The organism is Pyrofollis japonicus, from assembly GCF_033097485.1.
GTDB lineage: Archaea > Thermoproteota > Thermoprotei_A > Sulfolobales > Pyrodictiaceae > Pyrofollis > Pyrofollis japonicus.
The window spans coordinates 1295794-1318731 of sequence record NZ_AP028634.1; the positions used below are offsets into that span (position 1 = coordinate 1295794).

Genomic DNA, 22938 nt, shown 5'->3' on the forward strand with positions numbered 1-22938 from the left:
CATTTTTAAACCCGTCTAGATGGCTAAACACTTCTCATCCTTGGGCACACCGAGAATGCCAGCAGATTGCATTAGCAACATGTTTTGCTATGATAAGGGTGTGCTAAGGGAGCTTGAACAGGTTTATGGCGGTCATGGGCTCCGCAAGTTCCTGGAAGCGATTGCTAGGCCGCCGACGAGGTACTATATCCGCGTCAACGTGTTGAGGGCCGAGCCCTTACAGCTCTTAGACGATATGCGTGAAAAAGGCCTAGAGGTTTATTCTGACGAGTTTCTCGAAGAGGCTCTCTGGCTTCCCGTAAGGGGGCCCAACAATGTACGCGATACGGGTTGCTACGTAGTCGTTGATAAGAGGGCCGCGGAGAGCGTTATGATGGGAGCCCATGTCTATGCGCCGGGCGTGGTACGCGTAGATGAATGCGCCAAGCCGGGTGCAGAGGTCACAGTTGTATCTGAGAATGGTGTACTTGTTGCTAACGGGGTTGTCGAGGAGGGCTTCTCTACGGCTCTTCGGGTGAAGAGGGGGCTTGTTGTTCGCAACGTGAGGCCGCTCTACAGTGTACCGAGCCTGCGCGACACTGAGTGGAGCACTAGGGGCTTGATATACGAGCAGAGCATTTCCTCGATGCTCGTGGCCCGTGTCCTAGACCCGGAGCCGGGCAGCATCATCGTTGATATGTGTGCAGCTCCCGGAGGTAAAACCAGTCATGTCTATGAACTTGTCCGCGGCAGGGCGAGGATAATAGCAATTGATCACTCAGCTTCGAAGACGAGGAGGCTGAGAGAAAACCTTGAGAGATTGGGGCATCGTGGCGTGGAGATTATCCGTATGGATGCAAGGTATGCTGACCTCGAGCTTGGCAAGGGGGTAGCCGACTACGTGGTTCTCGATCCCCCTTGTACGAGCCTCGGGGTTGTTCCGAAGATCTATGATTCAAAGAGCTTGCGGGACGTGAGGGTATCGGCTAGGTATCAGCGCCAGTTCCTGAGGGCTGCATACGGCCTCTTACGCAGCGGGGGAGTACTGGTTTACTCGACATGCACGGTGACTCTTAGCGAGAACGAGAAAAACATTAGATATGCTGTCGAGAAGCTGGGGTTCAGAGTTCTCGAGCCTCCTTCAACTACTAGGCGGTTCGCTAAGGGCATAGGCTTTTGCAGTGATTGTTCCATCCGTGTGCATCCACACGTCCATGGTGCTACTGGCTATTTTGTTGCAAAGCTTGTGAAGCCTTAGCGGAAACGACGTCAATGACGCAGCGAATGGTCTCGGTTATCTGGCTTAGCGGCATACAGTTTGGGAGCCTATGCCTCATGGCGAGCTCGGTTGAGGGCGGTATGTGGATGAAGCCTCCAGGCACATCGTGATCCCACGCGTATCTCATTATGATGTACCCTGCAACTCCGCATAGATACGTCCCTATGCTTACTCCAGGGCGTATTTCGAGACCTCTTCTTCTGCACTCGCTGAGCACGTTCTCCACAGGCATTCTTGTCTTGACTACTCTTAACTCGCCCACAGAATCTATGTAGTCGAGGTCTAGCGTCTTGCCCTCCTCGTCCCGTGCTGTGAAACTAGCAATATTTGATGCCGCGAGCTCTAGTATGGGCCGTGCGGCGCGAGGAGCGAGACCAACCCCGATTACCGCTGCTGGCTCCTCCTTCTCGAGCATGCTAGGCAGCTTCTCTTTCACAACCCTATAGGACACTGGCAGGACTAGGGATTTTACCCTCAACCCGTTGATCTCATAACCGTCCAGCGCAACGACTACTTCTTCTGCCGGGTTTATCTGGAATCCCGCAAAAACACTATATCCTATCAAGAGTATGAGTGGTTTCAAGGGAGCCTGGCGCCTCCCCTCTCCAAGTAGCTGGTAAGGACTAATTGTCTTAGGGCCTTGTTTTACCCCTCCTCCGAGACTTATGCTTCCTTACTCTCTTCAGAGGTGTACCGCAGACAGGACACACCTTCTCCGCAGGATTGTTTGAACGATACCCGCAAGCAGGGCATACGACTATGTACTCTTCGCTGCGCCTTATTCCACGCGTCCTTATGGGCCGGAAACCTATGCCTAGAAATGAGAGCAGGTTTTGTAGCGCATAGTCGTCGGTTACCACTTCGACATCACGTCCCCTATCTCTCAGCATCAAGGCGAGAGCGGCAACCGATAAATCCGTCTTGCTCAATGCAACGTGTAATCCTCTATGCAGTGCCTCCTTCCTTGCACGCTCGAGGTACTCGGGAGAAGGGTCTAGTACACTTACTCTTTCCAGTGTTAGGGCCATTTCGAGTCCAGCCTTGCTCTCAGAGTCCCTGACTTCTGATAGGACACTGCTCGTCGTATAGGCCCGGATTCGGGGCGCATAGAGCGGTAGACGGGCTATGAAGGCCGTTGTGTCTAGGACGAGCACTTTCTCGCCCATGGCAGCCTCAGCACTCTTTTTTCTCCATACCTTGCAAAGCGGGCAGGTGGACCTCTTAGCGTTATTTTTACCTCAGAGCCCCGTGTAAGAAGATACTCTTTCGCACCATCTACTATTAGTTTAACTGGCCTAAGAGTATACTTCACCCGTATGAACACGTAAACATGGCCCGGAACAATAACTGAGGCAAACTCTCTGTTCATTGGATTAAGAGGGGTTATCACCATGACGTCAAGCATGGGGTGCACCACTGGACCTCCAGCACTATAGTTATAGGCCGTGCTGCCCAGCGGCGTTGCAACAATTACTCCATCGCCTCCCATATCGCTGTAAATCTCCTCATTCTCGGTTAAGACGTCCAAGTAGACTACTTTGGAGCCAAGAGCTGTTACAAGAGCCTCATTGAGCGCATAGCTTATGGCGCCATTGTTATCAACGAGGAGGCGAGTATGCTCCTCTATCCAGAAGTTGCCTGCTACAAAGTCTCGTAGCCGCTCTATTGAAACCGACGCATCATCGGGGAAGAGGACTGCGCGATGGCCAAGCTTGACGAGATGGAGAACAGGGGACTTTTCTCCAAGTATCTGGAGCAAGCGCAGTAGTGTACCATCCCCGCCTATCACGACGACACCGTCAACGTGCTCGAAGCGTAAATCTATAGCTGGGCCACCGGTTAGCCCAGCTATAGATATATCATAGTACGGCTCTGCTCCTAGGTCTCGTAGGCGTCGGTAAACAGTTCTCGCAAGCATGATTGACTCTCTTAAGTCCGGTCTAGCAAATATTGCTATGCGGCGAAGCATAACGGTGTCACCGAATGAAGAGCTGCATCGCGCTAACAGTGCCACGTTGGTGCGGCGAGCATGCACGCAGCATGCTGCAAAGACGCCAATTAATGCTTAGAGGTGCTAAGCCTCTTAAGAAGTACTCTCCTCTACGAATAGAATACCCCCTCTACGCTATAACGAACATAGAGGAGATGCAAAGCCTTATCAACAACTTGCTTGGGTCTTGCGGCTATGCAGACCTTATAGAGATGGCCTGCGAATACACTCTTCAAGAGAAGCCGCCCATATCATACGTCGTTGTAGGCGACGTAGCTGTAGTATCGCTTGATGAGAGACTCAGGGGGCGGGAAAGAGAGGTTGCCGAGGAGCTTCTAAGAAGGGTAAAGGGTATCAGGAGTGTATATGGTAAAGAGGCTACTCTCGGCGAGTACCGCATCCAAAAGCTCATCCACCTTGCGGGCGAGGAGCGCCGCGTCGTAACTTATAGAGAACACGGACTTGTTTTCCGGGTTCCACTTGGAGAGGTCTATATCAATCCTAGGCTCGCTACAGAGCACTATAGGTTAGCGAGCCTCGTGGGCCGTGACGAGGTTGTCCTTGACATGTTTTCCGGCATAGGTGGTTTCGCGCTAACAATAAGCATGCTTGGACGAGCACGCCTCATTGTAGCAAACGACATAAATCCTAAGGCAATAGAGGTGCTCATTGACGCTATTGCTAGGAATAGGAAGCGCCTAAGAACACCAGTAATGGTTCTCAATATGGATGCACACGAGCTTCCACGCTATCTGCGCCCCGTCTTTACAAGGATAATCATGAATCTACCTCACCACGCTGTAGAGTTCCTTGATACGGCTAAGACTCTTTGCAACACGGCAAGGGGCTGTATTATACACGTCTATGTCGTGGCCTCTAGCGAGGAAGAGGCATTAGGAGTTGTGCCTAGCGGTGTTAGGGTGACCCGTGTCCTCGACTACGCACCCCGCAAGTTCATATATAGAGTTGATGTCATCTATAGGCCTGCTGAGAACCAGTAATACGAAGCATTTTGTATATGAGCTTTGTAGAAGCTTCCTAAACTCTGCTGGAAGCTCTGCGGCACTCTTCGATGAACAAATCATCAACGCGTCCTTGGTATAGGAGCTCTTCCTGACAATGAGCCTACGAGGCCTCTTTCCGGGAGAAAAACCATCAATGCTCAAGCCCGCGACATAGGGTTTTATGAAAGGGTTCACGGCGATAAGGAATAGCTTTGAGAGTCCTCTCTCAGCTACAAGTTGTCTTGCATTGCCAGCATTCTTGCATTCAACGCATACGATGCAGTCACCACGAATCGTTAGATTAGGACCCTCTTCCAGCTCTAATGTCGTCTCGTGAGCGGCTTGTACGTTTGGATGACCCCTACAGCTTAGCAAGACAAGGCCATATTGCACCGGGGTACACCATTATCTTGGCTACCGTTACGCCACCGATAAGAAGAACCCGTATATTAGGGAAATGCTTGGGGTTCTCTGAGGTGCCTATAAGCTTCGAGGAACAACGTCGTAGACTTGTTGAGAGACTCCTTCGAGAAGGCTATATTCGTTCTGAAAAAGTGCTTAAGGCGATGCTGCGCGTGCCGAGAGAACTTTTTGTCCCTGAAGAGCTGCGTCACCTAGCCTACGAGGACACCCCCCTACCAATAGGCCATGGCCAGACTATTAGTGCACCACACATGGTTGCATTGATGTGCGAGTACGCGGACCTAGATATAGGCATGAAGGTATTAGAGGTCGGTACCGGCTCCGGATACCATGCAGCAGTTATTGCTGAGATAGTTGCTCCTAGCGATATGCCTAGAGAAAAATGGGGTCATGTATACTCTGTCGAGAGGATACCCGAGCTAGCGGAGAAGGCAAAGGAGAATTTAAGGAGGGCCGGATATGCTGACCGTGTTACAGTGATAGTCGGAGACGGTACTAAGGGTTACCCGGAAAAAGCTCCATACGATAGGATAATAGTCACTGCCGCCGCTCCGGATATCCCCGAACCGCTGGTCGAGCAGCTGAAACCCGGCGGAAAAATGGTTATACCAATAGGCGATAGGTATTCTCAAGTCCTATACATTGTTGAGAAAAGACCAGATGGAAGCATCAAGGTGAAGCCAACGATCCCAGTGCTCTTCGTACCCCTTATAGGCGAGCATGGATGGAGACCTCACGAGTATTAGCGTTTACGCAGCCAAGCATCAAGCCCGGTTTGCTTACCCTTAATATGCTCACGGTAAGCCTTCTTTAGCCTCTCGAGCGCGTTTTTAACCCTCTCAGGGTTAAAGTCATGCTCCTCTACGAGTATTTCGAAGACCTTCTTCTCGTCGGGCTCCCTCCATTCTAGCTTGTAATCGCTAGTAACTGGCGGGTTGAGGAAGTATTCATAAATCTTTACAGGGTCAACTGGGAACTCGTGCTTAGGTAGACTTTGTAGCAGTTTAACTGGGTCCTTGTGAGCCTTCACCATTTTTAGAGCAGTCTTCGGCCCAATTCCTCTGACGCCATCAGGATTGTAGTCGGTACCAACCAGTATACCTATTGCTATTAACTGCTCCCGTGTAATGCCTAGTGCTTTAAGAAGCACTTCAAGCTCTATTAGCTCTGGCTTTATCTCGACGTACACGTCTTTTCGCGGCAGTTTTCTCTTACCGGTTATAGCTAGGTTGCGTACAAGTCTTGGGGCACCAAACAGCAGTGAATCGTAGTCTTGGCTAGCTGCTGCCCACGCGTCGCCTTTCCGCGCCATAAATGCTGCCTGTGCCTCGCCCTCTGCTGGAGCCTGGACGTAGGGTATCCCCATTGCCTCGAGAAGCTTCTTGGCATCATTCACCATGTCCTCGGTGAGTCTTGATGACATTTGTGCATACCTTCTCGCAGCTTCTATGTCTCCCTTCTTCACGGCTTCCTCATACTTCTTTATTGCCTCTGATTTTATTTTCTTCCTTCTCTCGATCTCGGCATACTTCATTTCGGGAGGCTGGCCGTCAAAGACATATACTACCTTAATACCATTCTCAACCAGGTTTATCGTCCTATAGAATAAGCCGCTTAGATGGCTTGTTATGCGCCCCTTGGAATCCATTAACGGAGTACCATCTGGCTGCCTTATGGCTGTCAAGAACTGGTAAAGGGCGTTATAGGCATCAATGGCTACAACCTTGTATTTGAGAAACGATAACTCGATTGTCTTTATGGCTTCAGGCGGTATTATCTCTCTAATGTTTACTCCCAAGCCCTACCCCGGGTAGAAATGGTGCACAGCTGTCTCTTAAGGCTTGACAACAAGCTCAATGTTTCTGAGATTCTCCTTAAGGACGTCTACATGTATTATCCCTTGCATCTCGAGCTTCATGAGCTCTTTTAGGAACTCCATAAAAGTGACATCGTACTTATCTCTAAGCGCCTTGTAGAGATCAATATCCTTAGCGGTTCCTCCTCTGCGCTCAAGCTCCTCGACAATAGCATAGTATAGTGGTATACTCCTCCATCCATTCACGCCCATAACAACCACCACGTAACAGGCATGAAACCATGCAAAGAGGGGCTAGGCAGTATACAACACGCGTAGTCTACTTTTCCATGAGCACACTAACCGGCAACCTCTTTTTGATCAAGACTTTGGATCAGTTCAGACCCGTGCAAAGCGGAACAATTACCAAAGGTGCCCGGATAACGGAATTCAGGAGTATGATAGATTTAGCCTAGGCTCCACAAAAGAATCTCGTGGAAGAAGAGCCTTATAAGGGTTATGTGAATATGAGTGGCTTTGCCTGTACAAGCTTGCTTCCGGGTAGCTGCTGGCGTGCCTGCTTATACCAGTCCTCGTAGAACTTGACCATGTCTTGTGTTATTGACGGCCTTATTATCTCTAGTGCCTTGAGGAAGTGCCTCATGTGTACCCTTGTCGCGTTTATGTCCTCTCTCAGCGCAAGCATTGCTGCCTCGCGGCAGAGAGCTGCAAGGTCGGCGCCACTATAGCCTTCAGTCTTTAGCGCTAATAGTTCTAGGTCTACGTCTTCTGCTAATGGCATCTTTCTTGTGTGTATTTTGAGTATTTCTAGTCTTGCTTTCTTGTCCGGAGGCGGCACATAAATTATCTTGTCGAATCTTCCTGGCCTTAGCAGCGCCGGGTCGAGGATATCAGGCCTATTAGTAGCAGCAATAACCACGACATTAGTCAGCGGTTCTATTCCGTCAAGTTCTGCGAGCAATTGATTTACTATGCGGTATGTCACGCCGCTGGTGTCGTAGAAGCCTCTCGTCTGCGCTATTGCGTCTATCTCGTCGAAGAATATAATTGCAGGTGCGTGGAGCCTTGCTTTGCGGAAGATTTCTCTAATTGCTTTTTCTGATTCTCCTACCCATTTGCTTAGTATTTCTGGTCCTCTTACTGCTATGAAGTTGGCTCCGCTCTCTGTTGCAGCAGCCTTAGCGAGCATAGTCTTACCAGTACCAGGAGGACCAAACAACAAGATACCCTTGGGTGCCTCGATCCCCATTCTTCTGAATATCTCTGGCTGTTTGAGCGGCCATTCTACTGCCTCGCGCAACTGCTGCTTAACATCCTCCAACCCACCAATATCCTCCCAATGAACCTCAGGAACCTCAATATAGATCTCCCTTAGGCCGCTTGGCACTATTTCGCGGAGGGCAGACATGAAGTCCTCCATTCTTACCTCCATTTCCTCGAGTACTTCTGGCGGTATCCTGTCCTCGCTCAAGTCTATCTTTGGCAAGTAGCGGCGGAGAGCGTGCAGTGCAGCCTCCTTGACTAGCGCTGCAAGGTCTGCACCCGTGTATCCGCGGGTCATCTCAGCGAGTCGCTCAAGGTCTACGTCGTCGGCTAACGGCATGTTGCGAGTGTGTATTTGCAATATCTCGAGCCTACCCTGTTTGTCAGGTAACGGGATCTCTATCTCTCTGTCAAATCTTCCCGGCCTGCGCAGTGCAGGGTCAAGAGCATTTGGCCTATTGGTTGCAGCTATGACTATTACCTCGCCCCTGCTCTCGAGCCCATCCATTAGAGCTAACAGTTGTGCAACGACTCTCCTCTCGACCTCACCTATGACTTCGTCTCGCTTAGGCGCTATCGCGTCTATCTCGTCTATGAATATTATTGCTGGAGCATGCTTCTTTGCCTCTTCGAATATTTCTCTTAGCCTTTGCTCGCTCTCACCATAGTATTTGCTCATTATCTCCGGACCGTTAATGGCAATAAAGTAAGCGTTTGTCTCATTAGCTATTGCCTTCGCCAGCAGCGTCTTACCAACACCCGGCGGGCCATAGAGGAGAATACCCTTTGGAGGCTCTATGCCAAGCCTCTTGAATACCTCTGGGTGCTTCAATGGAAGCTCTACTAGTTCTCTTACCTTTTGGATAATATCCTTCATTCCACCAATGTCTTCGTAGGTTACTCGCGGAATCCTACCCTGTTCTACCGGCTTCTCAAGCACCACGATATTAGTGTCATATGTTACTACGACTACTCCTTGAGGCTTTGTCTGGATAACAACAAACGGTATGGACTGATTCAGCACTGGTATTAGTACGGTATCGCCTTCAACAACAGGGTATTCTATGAGCTTCTTTCTAACATAGTTAACAAATCCAGCGTCTATGGTTATTGAGAAGTTTGCTGGCGCTAGCTTCATTAGTGCTGCTGGTTTTACCTCGGCCTTTCTCACTATGACCTTGTCTCCAATGCTGACCCCCGCGTTCTTCCTTATAAGGCCGTCCATGCGGATAATATCTGATCCTCTGTCCTCAGGATACGCTGGAAGCGCTATGGCTGCAGTCTTCTTCCGACCCTCTATTTCGACGACATCGCCTGGCTCAGCATCTATCATCTTTAGGAGGTCGGGGTCAATACGCACCTTTCCCTTGCCAACATCACGCTGCTTCGCTTCAGCAACTCTTAGTACGATCTCCTTCCTCCTCCGCGACCCGGTGATCGCCATATCTTTACCCACCTATGCTCCTAAGCATTAGCTCTTTTACTCTTAGCCACTAATTTAGTTAACATTGTGACTTCGTCTACAGAGGTATATAGCGGGATACTAATCCCAGAAGCTAGGCACTCTGCCTAGCCGTTTATCTGTGTAGCTACCCTCCAAACAAGGACTAATAAGGACTGATTCCCCGGTTCCCCCTAGTAACAAGAACAGAATGCCCGAAATTGTGTAAGCAAGGACTTGCTAGAGGAATTGCAGCTTGATGAATTATAGGGGCTTCGATGGGAGCGAAAAAGTTGTGTTCCACTATCTTACCACTATCTTAATACTCAGATATGCGGTGCACTGCCTCTATTTCTATTTCCTCAATACCCTCAACGTTTTGCAATATTTCCTCTAGTTTTGAAGTACCTCCCTCACTTTCCTCGGGTATCAGTATGTATAGCTTGAGGGCATTGAGCCCGAACGCTATTGGCACCTTATCGTACCTTGTTATTGAGTAGTCCTTTGGCAGCTGTGACTTTATCTTCTCAACTAGCTGGTCTAGGTCTATATCTGTGCTTGATGGGTATACGGTTGTTACGACTAGTACTTTTGCCATTCTTGTTCCCTCCACTCTTATGTATTCAATACCATTGTTGTTAGGGTCCTTCAAAACCACACTTGGGGCACTTATAGGGTACGCCCATCTTCCTGCAGCGTGCACATCTCCAAATTATTACTTCGCCGCAGTTAGGGCAGACAAACGCGACTGCCTTTTCCCACGGAGGTATTGGCCTACCACAGCTAGTGCATACTGGTAGCTTTGTTGCCTCTACTATGCTAGGCCTACGTGGGACTTCAAGGCTTAGCGCCAACTTAGCAGTGCACCCCGGGCCCTCAGCTAGGAGAGGGCTAATTATTAGAGTTATGCTCGTATCCCGCCATACCGGGAACATAGCTTGGCCTCGGAGACAGAGGAATATAAACAAGCAATAGTACTGCGGGCCGATATAAAGATGAGCAAAGGTAAAGCAGCTGCCCAGGCAGCCCACGCAGCCGTAGAGGCAGTATTATTGGTTCTAGAAAGCGGTAATCCTACTTGGACAACGTGGCTTAAGAGATGGAGGGCTGAGGGGCAGAAAAAAGTAGTACTTAAAGTCAATAGTGAGAGAGAGCTCCTCGAGATCTATGAGGAGGCGCGGCGACTAGGATTGCCTGCATCGCTGATAAGAGATGCTGGGCGTACCGAATTACCGCCCAATACTTTGACTGCTGCAGCTGTTGGGCCGGCGCCAGCGAGACTTGTTGATAGAGTTACCGGCAAGTTGAAACTCCTATGAATACGTGGTGTGCAATTTTGGATTATTTTCGCCCTTCTCCCTGGAGCCTCGATTATCTTTTAGGGCTCAAGTACATAGTGCTAGACGGGAAACCGGTAGCCAGAATAGCTAGACCTCGAGAGAGAAGTTTCATTGTCCGCGAGATAGCACCAAGCTTTTTCCTGAGGGACGAGGGCAGCTTCTGTGTATACCTCGTCGCCAAAAGGGGTCTTTCAACTCATGCAGCTGTCGCCATGCTTGCAAAAGCCCTTAGAAACCATATTAGAGGAAGACCAAGGTTCTTCGGGCTAAAGGATACCGATGCAACAGCAACACAATATGTATGCATCCCGTGCAAAGGTGACCCCCCCAGACACGTTAACCTAAGAAATATCTGGGCAAGGCTTATAGGGCGCACCGATGTGTGCAAAGAGAGACCACCAGAAGGCAACCGTTTTTGGATAATACTAGAACCTCTCAACAGCCCCGACAAAATAGTCGAGAAAATAATTGATCTTCGAGAGAAGCTCCTTCCCAACTACTATGGATATCAAAGATTCGGCACACGAAGGCCGAACACGCATCTACTCGGAATAGCTCTCCTACTGGGTAACTATGTAGACTATGCTGACGAGATGATTAACTCTCCTTATCCTGATGAGGACCCGGAGAGTATTCGTTGCAGACTAGTAGGCTGGAGCCCTGAAGCTTGTATCGGTTCCAAGCTATACGAATTCACTGTGGCCTCAGAATCAAGATGCCTCAGCGACCTTGTTAAGAAACTGCCTAAAGGTATATACTCGGTGTACTTCTCAGCCCTACAAGCATTCATCTACAACCTCTACTTGTCGAAACGCATAGAGAAAGGAGTCGGAATTAATGAGAAACTGAGCGGAGAAAGAATCATCGGTAACAGAGTCTATGCCCCAGTGCCAGGCATAGGGTATAAGATAGGCGTAGAAGGCGAGGCCAGGCAATTGCTAAGAAGCGTTCTAGACGATATAGGGCTAAGCGAGGAAGAAATCTCAAAGCCCTTACATAAATCAATGCGCTCAAGACCCTACTGGAGACCAGTATACATGAAGCCAGAAGGGCTCCAAGCCAGGAAGCTCGCTGATGGAAAAGTATTGATTGAATTCAGCCTAGAACATGGAATGTATGCTACAATTGTGTTGAGAGAGCTTGTAAAAATACCTGATGGACTTTAGGTTGGCCTTATACGCACCGGTTTTCGCAATATCTCCGACAATATCTTCTCGTACATCTCTCTGTGCTTGCTCAGCCGGCGAGCATCGCTACGAGGAATTCTAACAACGTACTCTATGCTCCCATCCGGCAACCAGAGAGTATTAACGCCGAGTATGCGAGCAGGGTAAAGAAGGTGCATCGCTAATCCTCTAACATCGTTAGCCCTTGGTATAATCTTTACTCTCTTACCGAGCTTTTCCCGGAGCCGCTGCTCTATCTGGCGAGCATAGCGGCTAAAGACCGGCACACTTGTACCAACACCCAGATCCATAACGATGATTACCATATCGTTGTCTACTAGGTATGACTTATAGTACGTCGCTTTCTTGAGTATCTGTATTCCCTCATTCTCCTCAAGCTCTATCAGTGCCCTCATTATCTCCACTTCGAAATCCTGGACAACACCAGTATCAATAAGACTCTGGCACCTAGGACACAGCACACCGCTTTTGACACAGACATAGTCAAGAGGAATCTGTACCGAGACACATCACCCCACAATCACGCTTACTGTTTACATAATGTTTTACTGGCCGTCCCTAGCACAAGACCAGTACCTAATCCGCCATTCTCCCCAAACACACAGACCCTATATAATATTAGTCCTTTCAAATAAGGGGGAAAACAAAAACATAACCCAAAAACTTTCAAGAATCATAAAACAAACATATAAACGACCCCGTAGAGGAAGCACCTACAACGAGGAGAATCCCGTACACGGGATGGGCCGGTAGCTCAGCCTGGAAGAGCGCTCGGCTTGCACCCGAGAGGTCCCGGGTTCAAATCCCGGCCGGTCCACCACCCCCATACAAAACCTTCTCTTACGCTTCTTATGGCCTTCCAAGCTCTAATTGCCTAATGTTTATCAACTAAAATGAAACAAGTCCAAGAGTTCTAAAAAGACTAAACGAGGTTAACCTCTACGTCCCGATAAGGTAATCAACAATCCTAAGGCATACCAATTACTGGCTTAAAACATGGTATCAGCAATGATGATACACAATGAATAGAGAGGCTAAGGATAAAGCCTAATATGAAAAATTAGGAATCATAAGGCTAGCTTTTCGATGTTTAGCGGCAACGTCCTATTGTTGTAGCTTCAATTCTCTGAATGAGCAGAGATGTCTTAGTAATGGTCGGGTTAATCAATGCTTACTAGTGACGAAGTAATACAATAATAGCAGTAATAGCAATTATTGGAACTGCTAGCAGAAGCACATATCCGCTATGAATAATGTCTTTTCCGCTACCAGCCTGATTAGTTGTGATATTAGGATTATGGTTAGCGTTATTATTGCTGATGATTTCTATGCTTCTTTCAACAGTTATGCTTGATTGAGCAGCTTCTATGTTAGTCGTACTATTTGTAGCAGTTACATGACTTTCGATAGATGTTTCTGCAACAGTTTGGACCAGCTTACTGTGACTAGGCTTACTAAGAGTCTCAGTACCTATCAATAATGTAACAGTCGGAAGCTTCTTGTTTACAACTACAACAGCCCAAGAGTCCTCCGGCAACAAGCTTGCCACAAGATCGACGAAGTTCTGTATACCGCCAACTTCTTTGAGCCTATCCTCTAGTACTCCTACCACTAGGATGCCGCCGGTACAACCTATACTGATAACAACATGTTTCTCAACAAGGTCTTGTAGCCCTATGGTTAGTTTTTCCAGAGCAAGTTGAAGGTTAGGAGAAGAATATATGATGGCTATATTGTGAAGATCAGTTTTTAGGGCGTATTTTAGTGCAGCTATCATGATACTGGTTGCCTCCTTATTTGAAACGAGCTTGGGAATCAATGATGCTGGTACACTAACCAGTAGAAGGGCTGTATCATTATCATAGACTACTAGTTGATGTACTTTAATATGAATAACTATGTCTCGTATTGACGAGTTCAAGCTACTCTTTTCTATGTACATTTGTATCTTGCTTACGTAATATTGTTTATCTCTGTCTATTTCTAGATTCATCCTTCTAGACCCAATAAGGCTAAAAGCTTCCCTAACACAAGCATCTGGACTAGAATTCACGGCATAAACACGACCATCAGAAGATGTTGTCAGCGCGTTCGTAAACATGCTTAGCTCCGGACAAACTACTATTTCTGTCGGGCTAGTCAATGATGCCTCGTCATTGCTCTCCGTTATGCCTATATACATATAGCTAGATGATACAATGATAATAACCAGGATAGCCAGCAGGTAGACAATGCTTAAGTATCTCATTTTATCAATCCTAGGCGCCGATTGGGTCGTAAAGTGAGCCGTCACTGATTTATATAGTGATTCTACGTATTGTTATAGCAATTTGCTAATCAGATATTTCATTGCCCTGCTTGAAGAGAGGGAAGATGCGGAGAGGCTCAGCCTAGGTGTTGTACCACATCCGGGTGTTCGGCCTCGGCTGTAGTCAGCACCTGCTCGGTTTTTGCTAGTAGCATGCTAGGGTTTAATGTGTTTACAGCTGATTATCGTTTGCCTTTAGTAGCAGTCCTAACATATTCTATACTGTTGTGGAGGTAACGTGTTCTATGCCAACGGTTGCGCTAAAGGTCATACCTATTGGAGTAGGAACTAGTCTTTCAAGATATATTGCGAGAGTCGTCGCGCTCCTTGAGGCAGAAGGATATAGCCCTATAGTTACCCCAGACAATACCGTTATTCATGTTCGTGATCTTAGCGAGATAGGAGCAATTATTCGCAAGGTACATGACGAGCTTTACAGTATGGGTGTTACGAGGATAGTAACTGTTGTTACTGTTGATGATAGGCGGGATAGGGAGGAAGAGCTACCTAATGAGAAAGTGCAGAAAGTGATGCAAGTTCTAGACGAGGAGAGAAAGAAGATAAGAAACGTCCACGGAGTAATGTAGCTCTTTCTTGCTCTTATTCAATTGTTTTTGCCCACTATGTAGTACTTGTTGTTGTACTTGATTAGTGTCGCCTCGGTTCCGGGCTTTATGCTGCCCTCGACGAGGACGTCTCTCTTTGGGATTTCAATGTAGTTGTATGCGCCGCTTGTTTCTTGCAAGTGTATCCAGCCGGGCTCTAGTGCTGCAATCACTACATTTGATCTTTCTATGTGTTTTGGCTTCTGAAGTGTTTTCCAAGCTTCCTCGACTCTTAGCCTCTTGTACTTATTTGTGCCGAGGAGCCGGATGATCACGTAGCCTTTGTCTATTTCTTCGACGCGGGCAAGGCCTCCCTTATAGTCTATCAGTGCGCCGGGCGTGAAGAAGGGGAGGCGGACAGAGAGGGTGAGCCTTGTTACTCGTTTCCCGTCACGCCTCTGCGTTATGAGTTTATGGCTCTCCTTAATCAGGGCGCCGAGTTTGCTTCTAAACCTATTTGCTATAACCCTTGCAATGTTTTGGTCTAACAGGTTTATGTCGAGTCCTTCCTTAACCTCGTTAGTTGATATGATTGCTTCTTGGAGCCCGGAGTCCAGGTCTGCGAGGAGCTCTTCTACGAGCAATCGTTCCTCGCTTCCGAGACGGCCATTATGGCTCCGGACCTGGATTATTGCTGTGGGTGCACCAGAGGCTTTCCTCATGCACACTGGGCATAATTGCTTCTTTATCCTCAAATCAACGGCATACGTCATGCTGCGCTCTTTGTCGTCGCCCCTTAGCTTGCCCACAACAGTTACTATCGCTTTCTCGTTCTCATAGTCTATGTCTACTGTTTCTACGCGATAGTATTCGGTATACTCGTTCGGCTTGAAAGCTGCCTGGAAAACCAAGGCGACAACGTCTTCAAGATCCCCGGAGGAGGGGAACCATCTTCCTTGGAACTTGTAGCTACCGCACCTTGGACACACTGTGACCTCTAGCCTCTTCGGTGCAACACCGAATCCGTATAGGTCTAAGAAGCAGTCAGGGCAGAGCCTCCCATCAATGAGTATACTTGTTTCTCGTCCGCACCTTATGCACATGGGCATAGCTGGCACCGGCCGGCTCTATCCACTTTCTTTTGTTCTCTCCGTCCTCTTAGATAGCTGGAGCCATGTCTCCCCTTATATTGGGTTCTCGGCGAACTAGTCAATAGTGTGAGGAGCTTTAGTAGCAAGGCTGATTAGGATATCCCCTTCTCGGATTTACTCGGGGCTTCACTAATGATGCACGAATGTCCTTCTCTTATACGCGCAAGACGGATCTATACCTCTTTTAAGCCAACGAAGTATGTTGAGTCAATAGTAGTGCTTAACGGCAGAGTCGTCTATGCCGGCGAAGCTACAGAGGCTGCGCAAATAGCCCGTGATCTTGCACGCTCAGCTAGCTGTGGACGCCCACGACTCTACGAATTCGATGGTGTTGCCCTCCCTGGCTTCGTTGACGCTCACCTACACGTGCAAGGTATCGGTCTCTACAAGTACTCGATAAAGCTCAACGATGTTGAGAGCCTTGATGACCTTCTTGCAAGGGTTTCGAAGGAGTCGAAGAGATTCAGTGAATGGATTATTGGTCGTGGCTGGGACCAAGAGAGAATGGGAACATGGCCTACTAGATTTGACCTAGACGAAGTGGTCAGCGACAAGCCTGTAATATTGATGAGGGTCTGTGGCCACGCTGCCGTGCTCAACACTGAGGCCATGAAGAGGCTTGGGCTCCTAGACGATAGAAGCTCGCCGCTAATAGATAGGGGCTGCAATGGAGAGCCCACTGGAATAGTGTTTGAGGAGCTGGCCGAAAGGGCGTACCGAGAGGCAGTTAAGAGTCTCGACCCGCTAAAGCTCGTCATAGAGGGTGTAAACGAGGCACTCAAGCACGGCATAACAATGATTGGAACTATGGATGTCGACGAGCACGCGTTTAGGGGCCTCGTTTCTGCATGGAACATGGGCCTGCTAAGAATACGTGTAAGGGCGTATATATCGAAAGAACTTTTCGATAAATTCTATTCTATTGGCGCTGTACCGGTCTTCGGAGGCCCCTTCTTCAGAATAAGCGGCGTAAAGATATACATGGATGGGAGCCTAGGCGCGAGAACCGCGTGGCTCAGAGAACCATACAGCGATGACCCAGGGAACAAAGGCAGGCCTCTCCTAAGAGCCCCCGAAGTAGCCGAGGTAGCAAGGAAGGCTAAGGAATGGGGGCTTGACGTCGCGGCTCACGCGATCGGGGATGCGGCAATACTTGAGGCCATAAAGGGGTTCCGAATGAGTGACTGCGGCTGCAGAATTGAGCATGCAAGCCTTGCTCCACCCGATGTACTGGAAGAACTGTCCTCGATGAACATACGTGTGGCTGTACAGCCGCGTTTCCTGATAAGCGATTGGTGGGCACACGAGAGGCTCGGAGAGAGAACTAGGTGGCTCTACCCGTTTAGGTCGATGCTTAACAAGGGCATAGTAATCGGCTTCTCTAGCGATGCACCGGTAGAGCCTCTAAACCCGTTGGAAGGCGTATATGCTGCTGTGACACGTGGATCATTGCTATCGTATACGAGGGAGGAGGCTATTGACCCAGAGACGGCGCTCCACCTATACACGGCCGGTTCGGCGCAAGTGCTTGGCGAGCCGCGCGCAGGCTGCCTTGAGCCTGGATGCTTTGGCGACCTGGCTATATTGTCTGAAGACCCGCTAGAAGTTGACGTAGAAGATCTCCCAGGGCTCCGGATTGACGCAACGATTGTTGGCGGAGAACTAGTATGGGAGAAGCAATGAGGCCTCGAAGCATCTGCCGCGCGTATGCACATGCATGCTCAATCAGTGTTATTATCGATGCTGCTGTGCCTAGACCCGGGCTATCGAGCTTCTCTAAGCCGAGGCCGGACTTGGATCCTGTAGGTTTTGCTGCCTATTCTCCAATAGCGTACGAGATGTGCCTATGTAGTTGCGAAGAGGGCGCTAAACTAGCGCACCTCTTCTCTCGTTCAGGTACCTGGTGTAGGTGCTGGAATAAGGCTATACGCCATATGAAGCGGTGGGGCAACGTTGGGCTAGGATCATCCCTCTTGCTAGCTTTACAGGGGGCCGCGCTAGGTTATGCCTTTGAAAAATATGCGAAGATAAGCATTGACCACGTTGCTGGCTCAACAGTCTACGTCCTCAGCCTCTGTGGAAGAGCAGGGACAAAGTACTTCTATGACTCGCTAAGACTGCTTACTCCAAGCTATCTCGGCAGGCTCTCGTGGAGCGGCTTACCAGACGCTTCACAACCCCTCATAGACGTAGGCGGGCTTCCACCATTTCAAGAACTGATTAAACTTGCCTCCCTTTACGACCCCGTCTCATTCGATGCGCACACCATGTTCTCGCTAAGTTTCGGCTTAGCGCTTCCAATACTGGGAGAAACTCCCTGCCTCACCATTGCTACTAAGAGAGCAACGTACTTGCTCGCATCAATGCTCGATGACTTCTTGTTAAAGAGAAAGCTTGGAAGAACTTTGCGAAGCCTATGGGAGAGAGCCGCAGAGGGCGATAGGAGCGCAGAAGCCGAGCTCGAAAACATTCTTAGACATGAAGGACCGGGCTCTGTTGCAGACATAGTTATAAATGCTCTTGCACGCAGGATTTTCGATGCACTTATTCTTAATGAGCCCCTCTATCTTTCTTGTTAGCACGCTCTATACGGCCCTTCTCTAGCGCGAGGAATAGCTTATATATCGCCCTAGCAAGCAGCCTCGCAGCTTCCACGTACATCTTCTCCAATAACTCTACGTCTTTACGCACATGAGCCTTCATTATATTATCGAGTACTCCCCGAAGCCGCGGCTCCACGTATGATAAAAGAGCAATGTCTCCCACCTGGCTCGAAAGCCTCTGAGCAATATCAATAAGCCTACCCTCGGATTCGGCACCACGCAGCACCATTACCCCACTATAGCTCGCCGCAAGCATCCTAATCAGCAAGTTCCTTTGCTCGGAGCCATAATACGCTATCTTGAATCCCCTAGAGAGTAGCTTATCCAAGTGAGCGAGCACTATTTGTGAGAGTCTTGATGACGTGTCAAGAGATAACGGCGCTGCAATCGAGGAGACTTCCTCCTTCTCGCCATCATAGCTCGCAATAGCCGCGACCACGTAGTTTCCTCTATCCGTCTGAACACTATCGTATAGCACATAGATTGATGCAAGCCCGTGGCTTGGACTAGGCTTCGGAAACTCTATGCGTAGCCCTGCTACCCTAAGTGTCATGCTTCCTCCAAGTATCTTTGCTACACGGATTGCGAGTGCACGAGCATCACTTGGCAGAACCTCGCCTCTAATAACGCGGAGCGCCGAGACGGGATCTATGGCGGCCATCATGGGGACAAATATAGTTGGCAACGCATAGTCTTCTAGCTTCTTTGATACCTGCAGCCATTCTATCTTCTCGAGAAGCCCGGCAGCCTCGCGCTCCCATAAGTGGACAAGCTTCATTGAGCCCGCCGTTACTACTCTGTACTGTATTAGCCCCAGAGGCACGGCATACTCCGGGTCGAGCCGGAGATAAACCATTAGCGTTGCGAGGCCAAGTCTAATATCCTCCGCCGTGATATCTCCCGGGGCTTCTACCACATAGCCATAAGTAAAATCACGATATCTCCCGGCTACTGGTGAGTTGAGTTCAACTACAGCAACATCGTGGTAGACTCGCACAGAGCCACCACGCGACAATAGACGTGGACGGCGGCTCTCAATAAACCATTCTACATCAATGGGTTCTTCTACTAGCTCTCCAAAGCCGTTAAGCGGGGCCTTGACGTTAAGGGCTACATATGTGCTTATTCTTCCGTAGCGCAGATCGTTCTCGAACGATGGGTGCTCGCCCCATCCACGCTTAATGTCAATATATCGGTGATAGGCCCTGGCAAGCCAGTCATGCTCTTCTACGGCCTCAGATGGATATTCCTCGTAGATTCTTAGCTCACGGGGACTAATGCCGACGACAAGGGCTTCCGTCATTGAGTCATATACTCCTGGTTGGTACTTCTCTATGGCATCTCTATGTGAGGCCTCTTCTCCTTTTAGGAGCTTCTCGACACCCCTATGTATCAATACTTTTCTGTACCCATAGGGCGGACCATGCTCATAGAATCCGATGTCGTTCCAAAATCTCCTACCTTTATCACTGAGCCCAAGACCTTTACCGGTTAACGTGCCGTACTCCTCTACTAGGCCTAGTTGCTTCACTACCGCTAACTCGTTGCCAGATAACTGGTCTCCGTGAAGGAGCTTCCATAGAGCTTTGAATATTGCTGCATAAGTGTTGGATGGGTTTACAAATAGTTTTTCGAGATGGAGACTTAGCCACTGCTTTAGAGCCGAGCTTCCTGCTTCAAGCAGTTTTCTATCCCAAAGCCCTGAAGGCACAACAATTGTCTCAGATATTCCGATGTCTTTTCTTCTACCTTTTCTTCCCTCTCTCTGCATATACTCTCTAAGGTCTACGGGTAAACCGATGTGCACTACACGATTGACGTTACCGATGTCTATGCCTTGTGCAAGTGTTCGGACAGTTATTATCATGCGTATTTTCCCGCGGCGGGCCTCTTCCTCGATCCTTTCCCTAACATCCTTAGGGACTAGGTGGTGGTGTATCTTTACAAGGCCTTGTTGGTCTGCTGGTAAGCGTTCGAGGAGGCCACGGTATAGCTTCTCAGCCATACGTATACTCTTCGTAAACACTAGGGTCACAAAGCCTTCTTCTGCGGATTCGAGAACAGCTTGAAGAATCTCTACTGAGTCTAAACCTGGTCTAGGCGGACGCAAACCTATTGCTTCAAGAGCCTCATATATCTCGTACAAGTGCTCTCTTAGCTCTTCCTCGTTGAAGGCAATGTCGAGGATCCATTTTGCTCGAGAGGCGATTATGCTTGAGTATGCTCGTATATAGTTTAGTAGCGAGTCAACACCCTTGCCTAGAACTATTATGGTTCTGTTCGGTGTCTTGAAGGGCTTTCCGTGAACTATCTTGGTTTCTCTACCAGTTATGCTTGATAGCATTTTACCTAGCTCTTCGGGGTTTCCGAGTGTAGCAGAGAGTATTACAACGCGGGGAGGCTTTGACGCTATGTATCTGGCTATTAGCTCGATCATCGACAATATCAAGTGCGCACTACGGGCGCCATAGAAGTCGAGTTCATCTACAACTATAAGGTCTAATTTCGCCAAGAAGTCCTCGAGTAACGCACGATGAGGAGACATAGCTATTCTCTTTAACTCTGCTAATAGGAATGCTGGATTCGTTACAACTAGTTTCGCGGAAAGGATTTCGGCGAGAAGCTTGTCCCGCTGACGTTTACCTATACTTGGCCTATCAACTCTTACTACTTTTCCGCGTCCACTCATTGAATAATATGTTTCAAGTCTTTTGATCTGATCCGCTGCCAGTGCAAGCGTCGGATATATTGCCAAGACGTGCCAATTGTTACGAAGGGCGGCCAATGCCCATGCTTCTGTCTTCCCGGAGCCCGTGCGCGCTGTAAGTATGACGTTCCGCCCGTCCTCGAGCGCCTTGATCGTCTCGAGCTGATGCTTATAGAGATTTAATGAGCCTTTCTCGTGGCTAGAAAGCTCTGGGACAACATCTGCGAACTTGGTATTTGTCTTTTCAGGCTCCTGTCCTTCATCTGTCCACTCAACTAGTTCATAGCCAAGTGCTCGTAGGCTTGTTGCCACATTGCTATCTCTCGTCGCCTTGTTTTTCCTAGAACTCATTACCTAAAACCCGATTAGTGGCAGACAACTAGACTAGATAAATACGATTAGTGTCATGGTGTGCTCCATGCGAGTATGCGCTATGCTGAGCGGTGGCAAGGATAGCATATATGCATTGCACTGGGCAGTCATGCACGGCTTCGAACTCTGCTGCACACTGATAATAGAGCCTGCAAAGCAGTGGGAAAGCATGCTATTCCACTACCCAAACATATGGGTTGCACGTCTCCAGAGCGAGGCTCTAGGAGTTGACTATGTCGTATACTCATCTAGGGAGGATGAGGAGGCCTCACTGATTGATGCCTTTAAGCTGGTTGCTGAGAAGGGCTGTGAAGCAATAGTCTCTGGGGCACTGCTGAGTGATTATCAGAGGCTTAGATTTGCGATAGCCGCTGAAGAGAATGGTCTCAAGAGCTTTACTCCCCTCTGGAGAATAAACCAAGAAGAGTACATGAGGGGCTTAGTGCGCGAAGGCTTCAAGGTAATGGTTACGAGTGTGCAAGCATACGGTTTACCGGGCTGGCTTGTAGGGAAGATCCTTGACGAGAAAACTGTTGAAATGATAATCTCTCTTGCAAAGAAATATAGATTCAACCCTGCATTTGAGGGAGGTGAGGCCGAGACACTAGTCCTTGATGCTCCACTTTTCCGCAAGGAGCTTAGAGTCGAAGGCGAGACTGTAAGGCTGGGACCAGATCATTATTTCTATGAAATCAAGCGTGCATGGCTTGTCCCAAAACCCTCTGTGTCGCAATGAGTCAAAGACTGCACAAGATGCGGAGAAAATGTTCCTCCAATACATGGTTACTGCGAGCGGCAACACTATAGGTATGATGCTTGAAGCGACAAAAAACTTGGGCGACAAGGCATCGCCGGGCAAGCGCCTTATTAAATCCTCTATATTGATATCATAGTTGACTGCTAGTTTATCGATTACATTAAGCATCGATAACAGCATGCTATAGGCGACAAGCGGTGCGATCGGCGGGGCAGCCAGCACTGCAAAAGCAGCAGTCAGAGGCGTGAATGAGGGACGCAGAGCTATGTTCTTGTCAAGACTTCTAAGTATACTAATCAGTCTTGAAGCAGCTAAGCTTGGAGGATAAATTGATGCAGCCGCAAATCCAGCGAAGAGAACCCAGAGAGCCAAGGAGGTCTCAGGCGAGCTGGAGAGAACAACTGAGGCAAGAAATGCAAGGAAGCTCAATGATCCAAGGAATCCAGCAGTTTTGGAAAAGACTATTGTGATACCTAGCGGGCGAAGAGGTCTTCCTTTCATTCTCTAGTGCACCACTTAGTCGTCAATACCAGGTTCAAGAGAATAGACATTGTATACTTCATGCCTGAGCTGTGTAAGTCTGTCTCTAAGTTTAACTACGAGCGTGTAGAGCGAATATATACTCCCCTTGCTCGGAACTTGGTCCTTTGCCGCACTTGAAGCTATGACGCCAACATCCTTCTCTATCAGCTCTAATAATTCCATACTCTCATCGATAAGACGCAATGCCCTATCTGCTGCTGACATCTCCTTCCCCATACTGTATCCCTCGG

The 22938-nt window shown here is 48.7% G+C and carries 23 protein-coding genes and 1 tRNA gene; 10 read left to right on the plus strand and 14 right to left on the minus strand.

Annotated elements, in window-relative coordinates:
• The first annotated feature begins 55 nt into the window (after positions 1 to 55).
• Positions 56 to 1237 carry an RsmB/NOP family class I SAM-dependent RNA methyltransferase gene (locus tag SBG41_RS06700; protein WP_317894785.1) on the plus strand — a complete coding sequence of 394 codons (1182 nt, stop codon included), beginning with the start codon at positions 56 to 58 and terminating at the stop codon, positions 1235 to 1237.
• Here SBG41_RS06700 and SBG41_RS06705 read toward each other — a convergent pair.
• From SBG41_RS06705 to SBG41_RS06715, 3 genes are read right to left on the minus strand one after another with little or no spacing between them, the layout of a single operon-like run.
• Positions 1200 to 1841 carry a pyroglutamyl-peptidase I family protein gene (locus tag SBG41_RS06705; protein ID WP_317894786.1) on the minus strand — a complete coding sequence of 214 codons (642 nt, stop codon included), beginning with the start codon at positions 1839 to 1841 and terminating at the stop codon, positions 1200 to 1202. The genes SBG41_RS06700 and SBG41_RS06705 overlap by 38 nt on opposite strands.
• Positions 1842 to 1890: 49 nt before the next feature.
• Complete coding sequence (locus SBG41_RS06710; protein WP_317894787.1) at positions 1891 to 2424, minus strand: NOB1 family endonuclease; 534 nt, start codon at positions 2422 to 2424, stop codon at positions 1891 to 1893.
• Entirely contained in the window at positions 2400 to 3227 is an 828-nt protein-coding gene (locus tag SBG41_RS06715; RefSeq protein WP_317894788.1) for an NAD(+)/NADH kinase, read from the minus strand. Before SBG41_RS06715 ends, SBG41_RS06710 begins: the two co-directional genes overlap by 25 nt.
• A gap of 14 nt (positions 3228 to 3241) precedes the next feature.
• Here SBG41_RS06715 and SBG41_RS06720 point away from each other — a divergent pair, with 14 nt between their 5' ends.
• A complete protein-coding gene (locus SBG41_RS06720; RefSeq protein ID WP_317894789.1) occupies positions 3242 to 4249 on the plus strand; it encodes a class I SAM-dependent methyltransferase in 1008 nt (335 codons plus the stop codon).
• Here SBG41_RS06720 and SBG41_RS10505 read toward each other — a convergent pair.
• Positions 4142 to 4645: a DUF371 domain-containing protein gene (locus SBG41_RS10505; protein ID WP_397470752.1), complete on the minus strand. Its 504-nt coding sequence runs from the start codon at positions 4643 to 4645 to the stop codon at positions 4142 to 4144. The two genes, SBG41_RS06720 and SBG41_RS10505, sit on opposite strands and share 108 nt — an antisense overlap.
• 83 nt (positions 4646 to 4728) lie before the next feature.
• Between SBG41_RS10505 and SBG41_RS06725 the strand changes: the two genes are divergently transcribed.
• A complete protein-coding gene (locus SBG41_RS06725; RefSeq protein WP_317894790.1) occupies positions 4729 to 5421 on the plus strand; it encodes a protein-L-isoaspartate O-methyltransferase in 693 nt (230 codons plus the stop codon).
• On the opposite strand, the gene fen is transcribed toward SBG41_RS06725, so the two are convergent.
• The 5 genes from fen to SBG41_RS06750 all read right to left on the minus strand — a co-directional run bounded on the left by fen (position 5418) and on the right by SBG41_RS06750 (position 10049).
• A complete protein-coding gene (fen, locus tag SBG41_RS06730; RefSeq protein ID WP_317894791.1) occupies positions 5418 to 6473 on the minus strand; it encodes a flap endonuclease-1 in 1056 nt (351 codons plus the stop codon). The two genes, SBG41_RS06725 and fen, sit on opposite strands and share 4 nt — an antisense overlap.
• Positions 6474 to 6509: 36 nt before the next feature.
• Positions 6510 to 6743: a hypothetical protein gene (locus SBG41_RS06735; RefSeq protein WP_317894792.1), complete on the minus strand. Its 234-nt coding sequence runs from the start codon at positions 6741 to 6743 to the stop codon at positions 6510 to 6512.
• Positions 6744 to 6987: 244 nt separating this feature from the next.
• Complete coding sequence (locus tag SBG41_RS06740; RefSeq protein WP_317894793.1) at positions 6988 to 9198, minus strand: CDC48 family AAA ATPase; 2211 nt, start codon at positions 9196 to 9198, stop codon at positions 6988 to 6990.
• Positions 9199 to 9514: 316 nt separating this feature from the next.
• Positions 9515 to 9793 carry an elongation factor 1-beta gene (locus SBG41_RS06745; protein ID WP_317896507.1) on the minus strand — a complete coding sequence of 93 codons (279 nt, stop codon included), beginning with the start codon at positions 9791 to 9793 and terminating at the stop codon, positions 9515 to 9517.
• Between the two features lie 40 nt (positions 9794 to 9833).
• Positions 9834 to 10049 (minus strand): zinc finger domain-containing protein, encoded by a 216-nt coding sequence (locus SBG41_RS06750; RefSeq protein WP_317894794.1) that lies wholly within the window; start codon positions 10047 to 10049, stop codon positions 9834 to 9836.
• 84 nt (positions 10050 to 10133) lie between these two features.
• Between SBG41_RS06750 and pth2 the strand changes: the two genes are divergently transcribed.
• Together pth2 and truD are read left to right on the plus strand one after the other, a co-directional pair.
• On the plus strand, positions 10134 to 10514 hold the full coding sequence (pth2, locus tag SBG41_RS06755; protein WP_317894795.1) for a peptidyl-tRNA hydrolase Pth2: 381 nt from the start codon (positions 10134 to 10136) through the stop codon (positions 10512 to 10514).
• A gap of 17 nt (positions 10515 to 10531) precedes the next feature.
• A complete protein-coding gene (truD, locus tag SBG41_RS06760; protein ID WP_317894796.1) occupies positions 10532 to 11701 on the plus strand; it encodes a tRNA pseudouridine(13) synthase TruD in 1170 nt (389 codons plus the stop codon).
• On the opposite strand, the gene SBG41_RS06765 is transcribed toward truD, so the two are convergent.
• Positions 11698 to 12216, minus strand: a complete 519-nt coding sequence (locus tag SBG41_RS06765; protein WP_317896508.1) for a transcription elongation factor — start codon at positions 12214 to 12216, stop codon at positions 11698 to 11700. The genes truD and SBG41_RS06765 overlap by 4 nt on opposite strands.
• Before the next feature lie 249 nt (positions 12217 to 12465).
• Between SBG41_RS06765 and SBG41_RS06770 the strand changes: the two genes are divergently transcribed.
• Positions 12466 to 12542, plus strand: a tRNA-Ala gene (locus tag SBG41_RS06770).
• A 354-nt stretch (positions 12543 to 12896) separates the two neighbouring features.
• Here SBG41_RS06770 and SBG41_RS06775 read toward each other — a convergent pair.
• The gene (locus SBG41_RS06775; protein WP_317894797.1) at positions 12897 to 13970 is read right to left on the minus strand and encodes a hypothetical protein; all 1074 of its coding nucleotides are present in this window, start codon (positions 13968 to 13970) and stop codon (positions 12897 to 12899) included.
• A 305-nt stretch (positions 13971 to 14275) separates the two neighbouring features.
• Here SBG41_RS06775 and SBG41_RS06780 point away from each other — a divergent pair, with 305 nt between their 5' ends.
• Positions 14276 to 14617 carry an MTH1187 family thiamine-binding protein gene (locus SBG41_RS06780; RefSeq protein ID WP_317894798.1) on the plus strand — a complete coding sequence of 114 codons (342 nt, stop codon included), beginning with the start codon at positions 14276 to 14278 and terminating at the stop codon, positions 14615 to 14617.
• A 17-nt stretch (positions 14618 to 14634) separates the two neighbouring features.
• Here the strand turns inward: SBG41_RS06780 and SBG41_RS06785 are convergent, their stop codons facing one another.
• Entirely contained in the window at positions 14635 to 15684 is a 1050-nt protein-coding gene (locus tag SBG41_RS06785; protein WP_317894799.1) for a 60S ribosomal export protein NMD3, read from the minus strand.
• 174 nt (positions 15685 to 15858) lie between these two features.
• Between SBG41_RS06785 and SBG41_RS06790 the strand changes: the two genes are divergently transcribed.
• Positions 15859 to 17409 (plus strand): amidohydrolase, encoded by a 1551-nt coding sequence (locus tag SBG41_RS06790; RefSeq protein WP_317894800.1) that lies wholly within the window; start codon positions 15859 to 15861, stop codon positions 17407 to 17409.
• Positions 17394 to 18305 carry a triphosphoribosyl-dephospho-CoA synthase gene (locus SBG41_RS06795; RefSeq protein WP_317894801.1) on the plus strand — a complete coding sequence of 304 codons (912 nt, stop codon included), beginning with the start codon at positions 17394 to 17396 and terminating at the stop codon, positions 18303 to 18305. The genes SBG41_RS06790 and SBG41_RS06795 overlap by 16 nt, the downstream gene beginning before the upstream one ends.
• Here SBG41_RS06795 and SBG41_RS06800 read toward each other — a convergent pair.
• Positions 18277 to 21387 (minus strand): DEAD/DEAH box helicase, encoded by a 3111-nt coding sequence (locus SBG41_RS06800; protein ID WP_317894802.1) that lies wholly within the window; start codon positions 21385 to 21387, stop codon positions 18277 to 18279. The two genes, SBG41_RS06795 and SBG41_RS06800, sit on opposite strands and share 29 nt — an antisense overlap.
• Positions 21388 to 21454: 67 nt before the next feature.
• On the opposite strand from SBG41_RS06800, the gene SBG41_RS06805 reads away from it, so the two are divergent.
• Positions 21455 to 22144: a diphthine--ammonia ligase gene (locus SBG41_RS06805; protein ID WP_317894803.1), complete on the plus strand. Its 690-nt coding sequence runs from the start codon at positions 21455 to 21457 to the stop codon at positions 22142 to 22144.
• Between the two features lie 537 nt (positions 22145 to 22681).
• On the opposite strand, the gene SBG41_RS06810 is transcribed toward SBG41_RS06805, so the two are convergent.
• The gene (locus SBG41_RS06810; protein ID WP_317894804.1) at positions 22682 to 22912 is read right to left on the minus strand and encodes a hypothetical protein; all 231 of its coding nucleotides are present in this window, start codon (positions 22910 to 22912) and stop codon (positions 22682 to 22684) included.
• Positions 22913 to 22938: the final 26 nt, after the last annotated feature.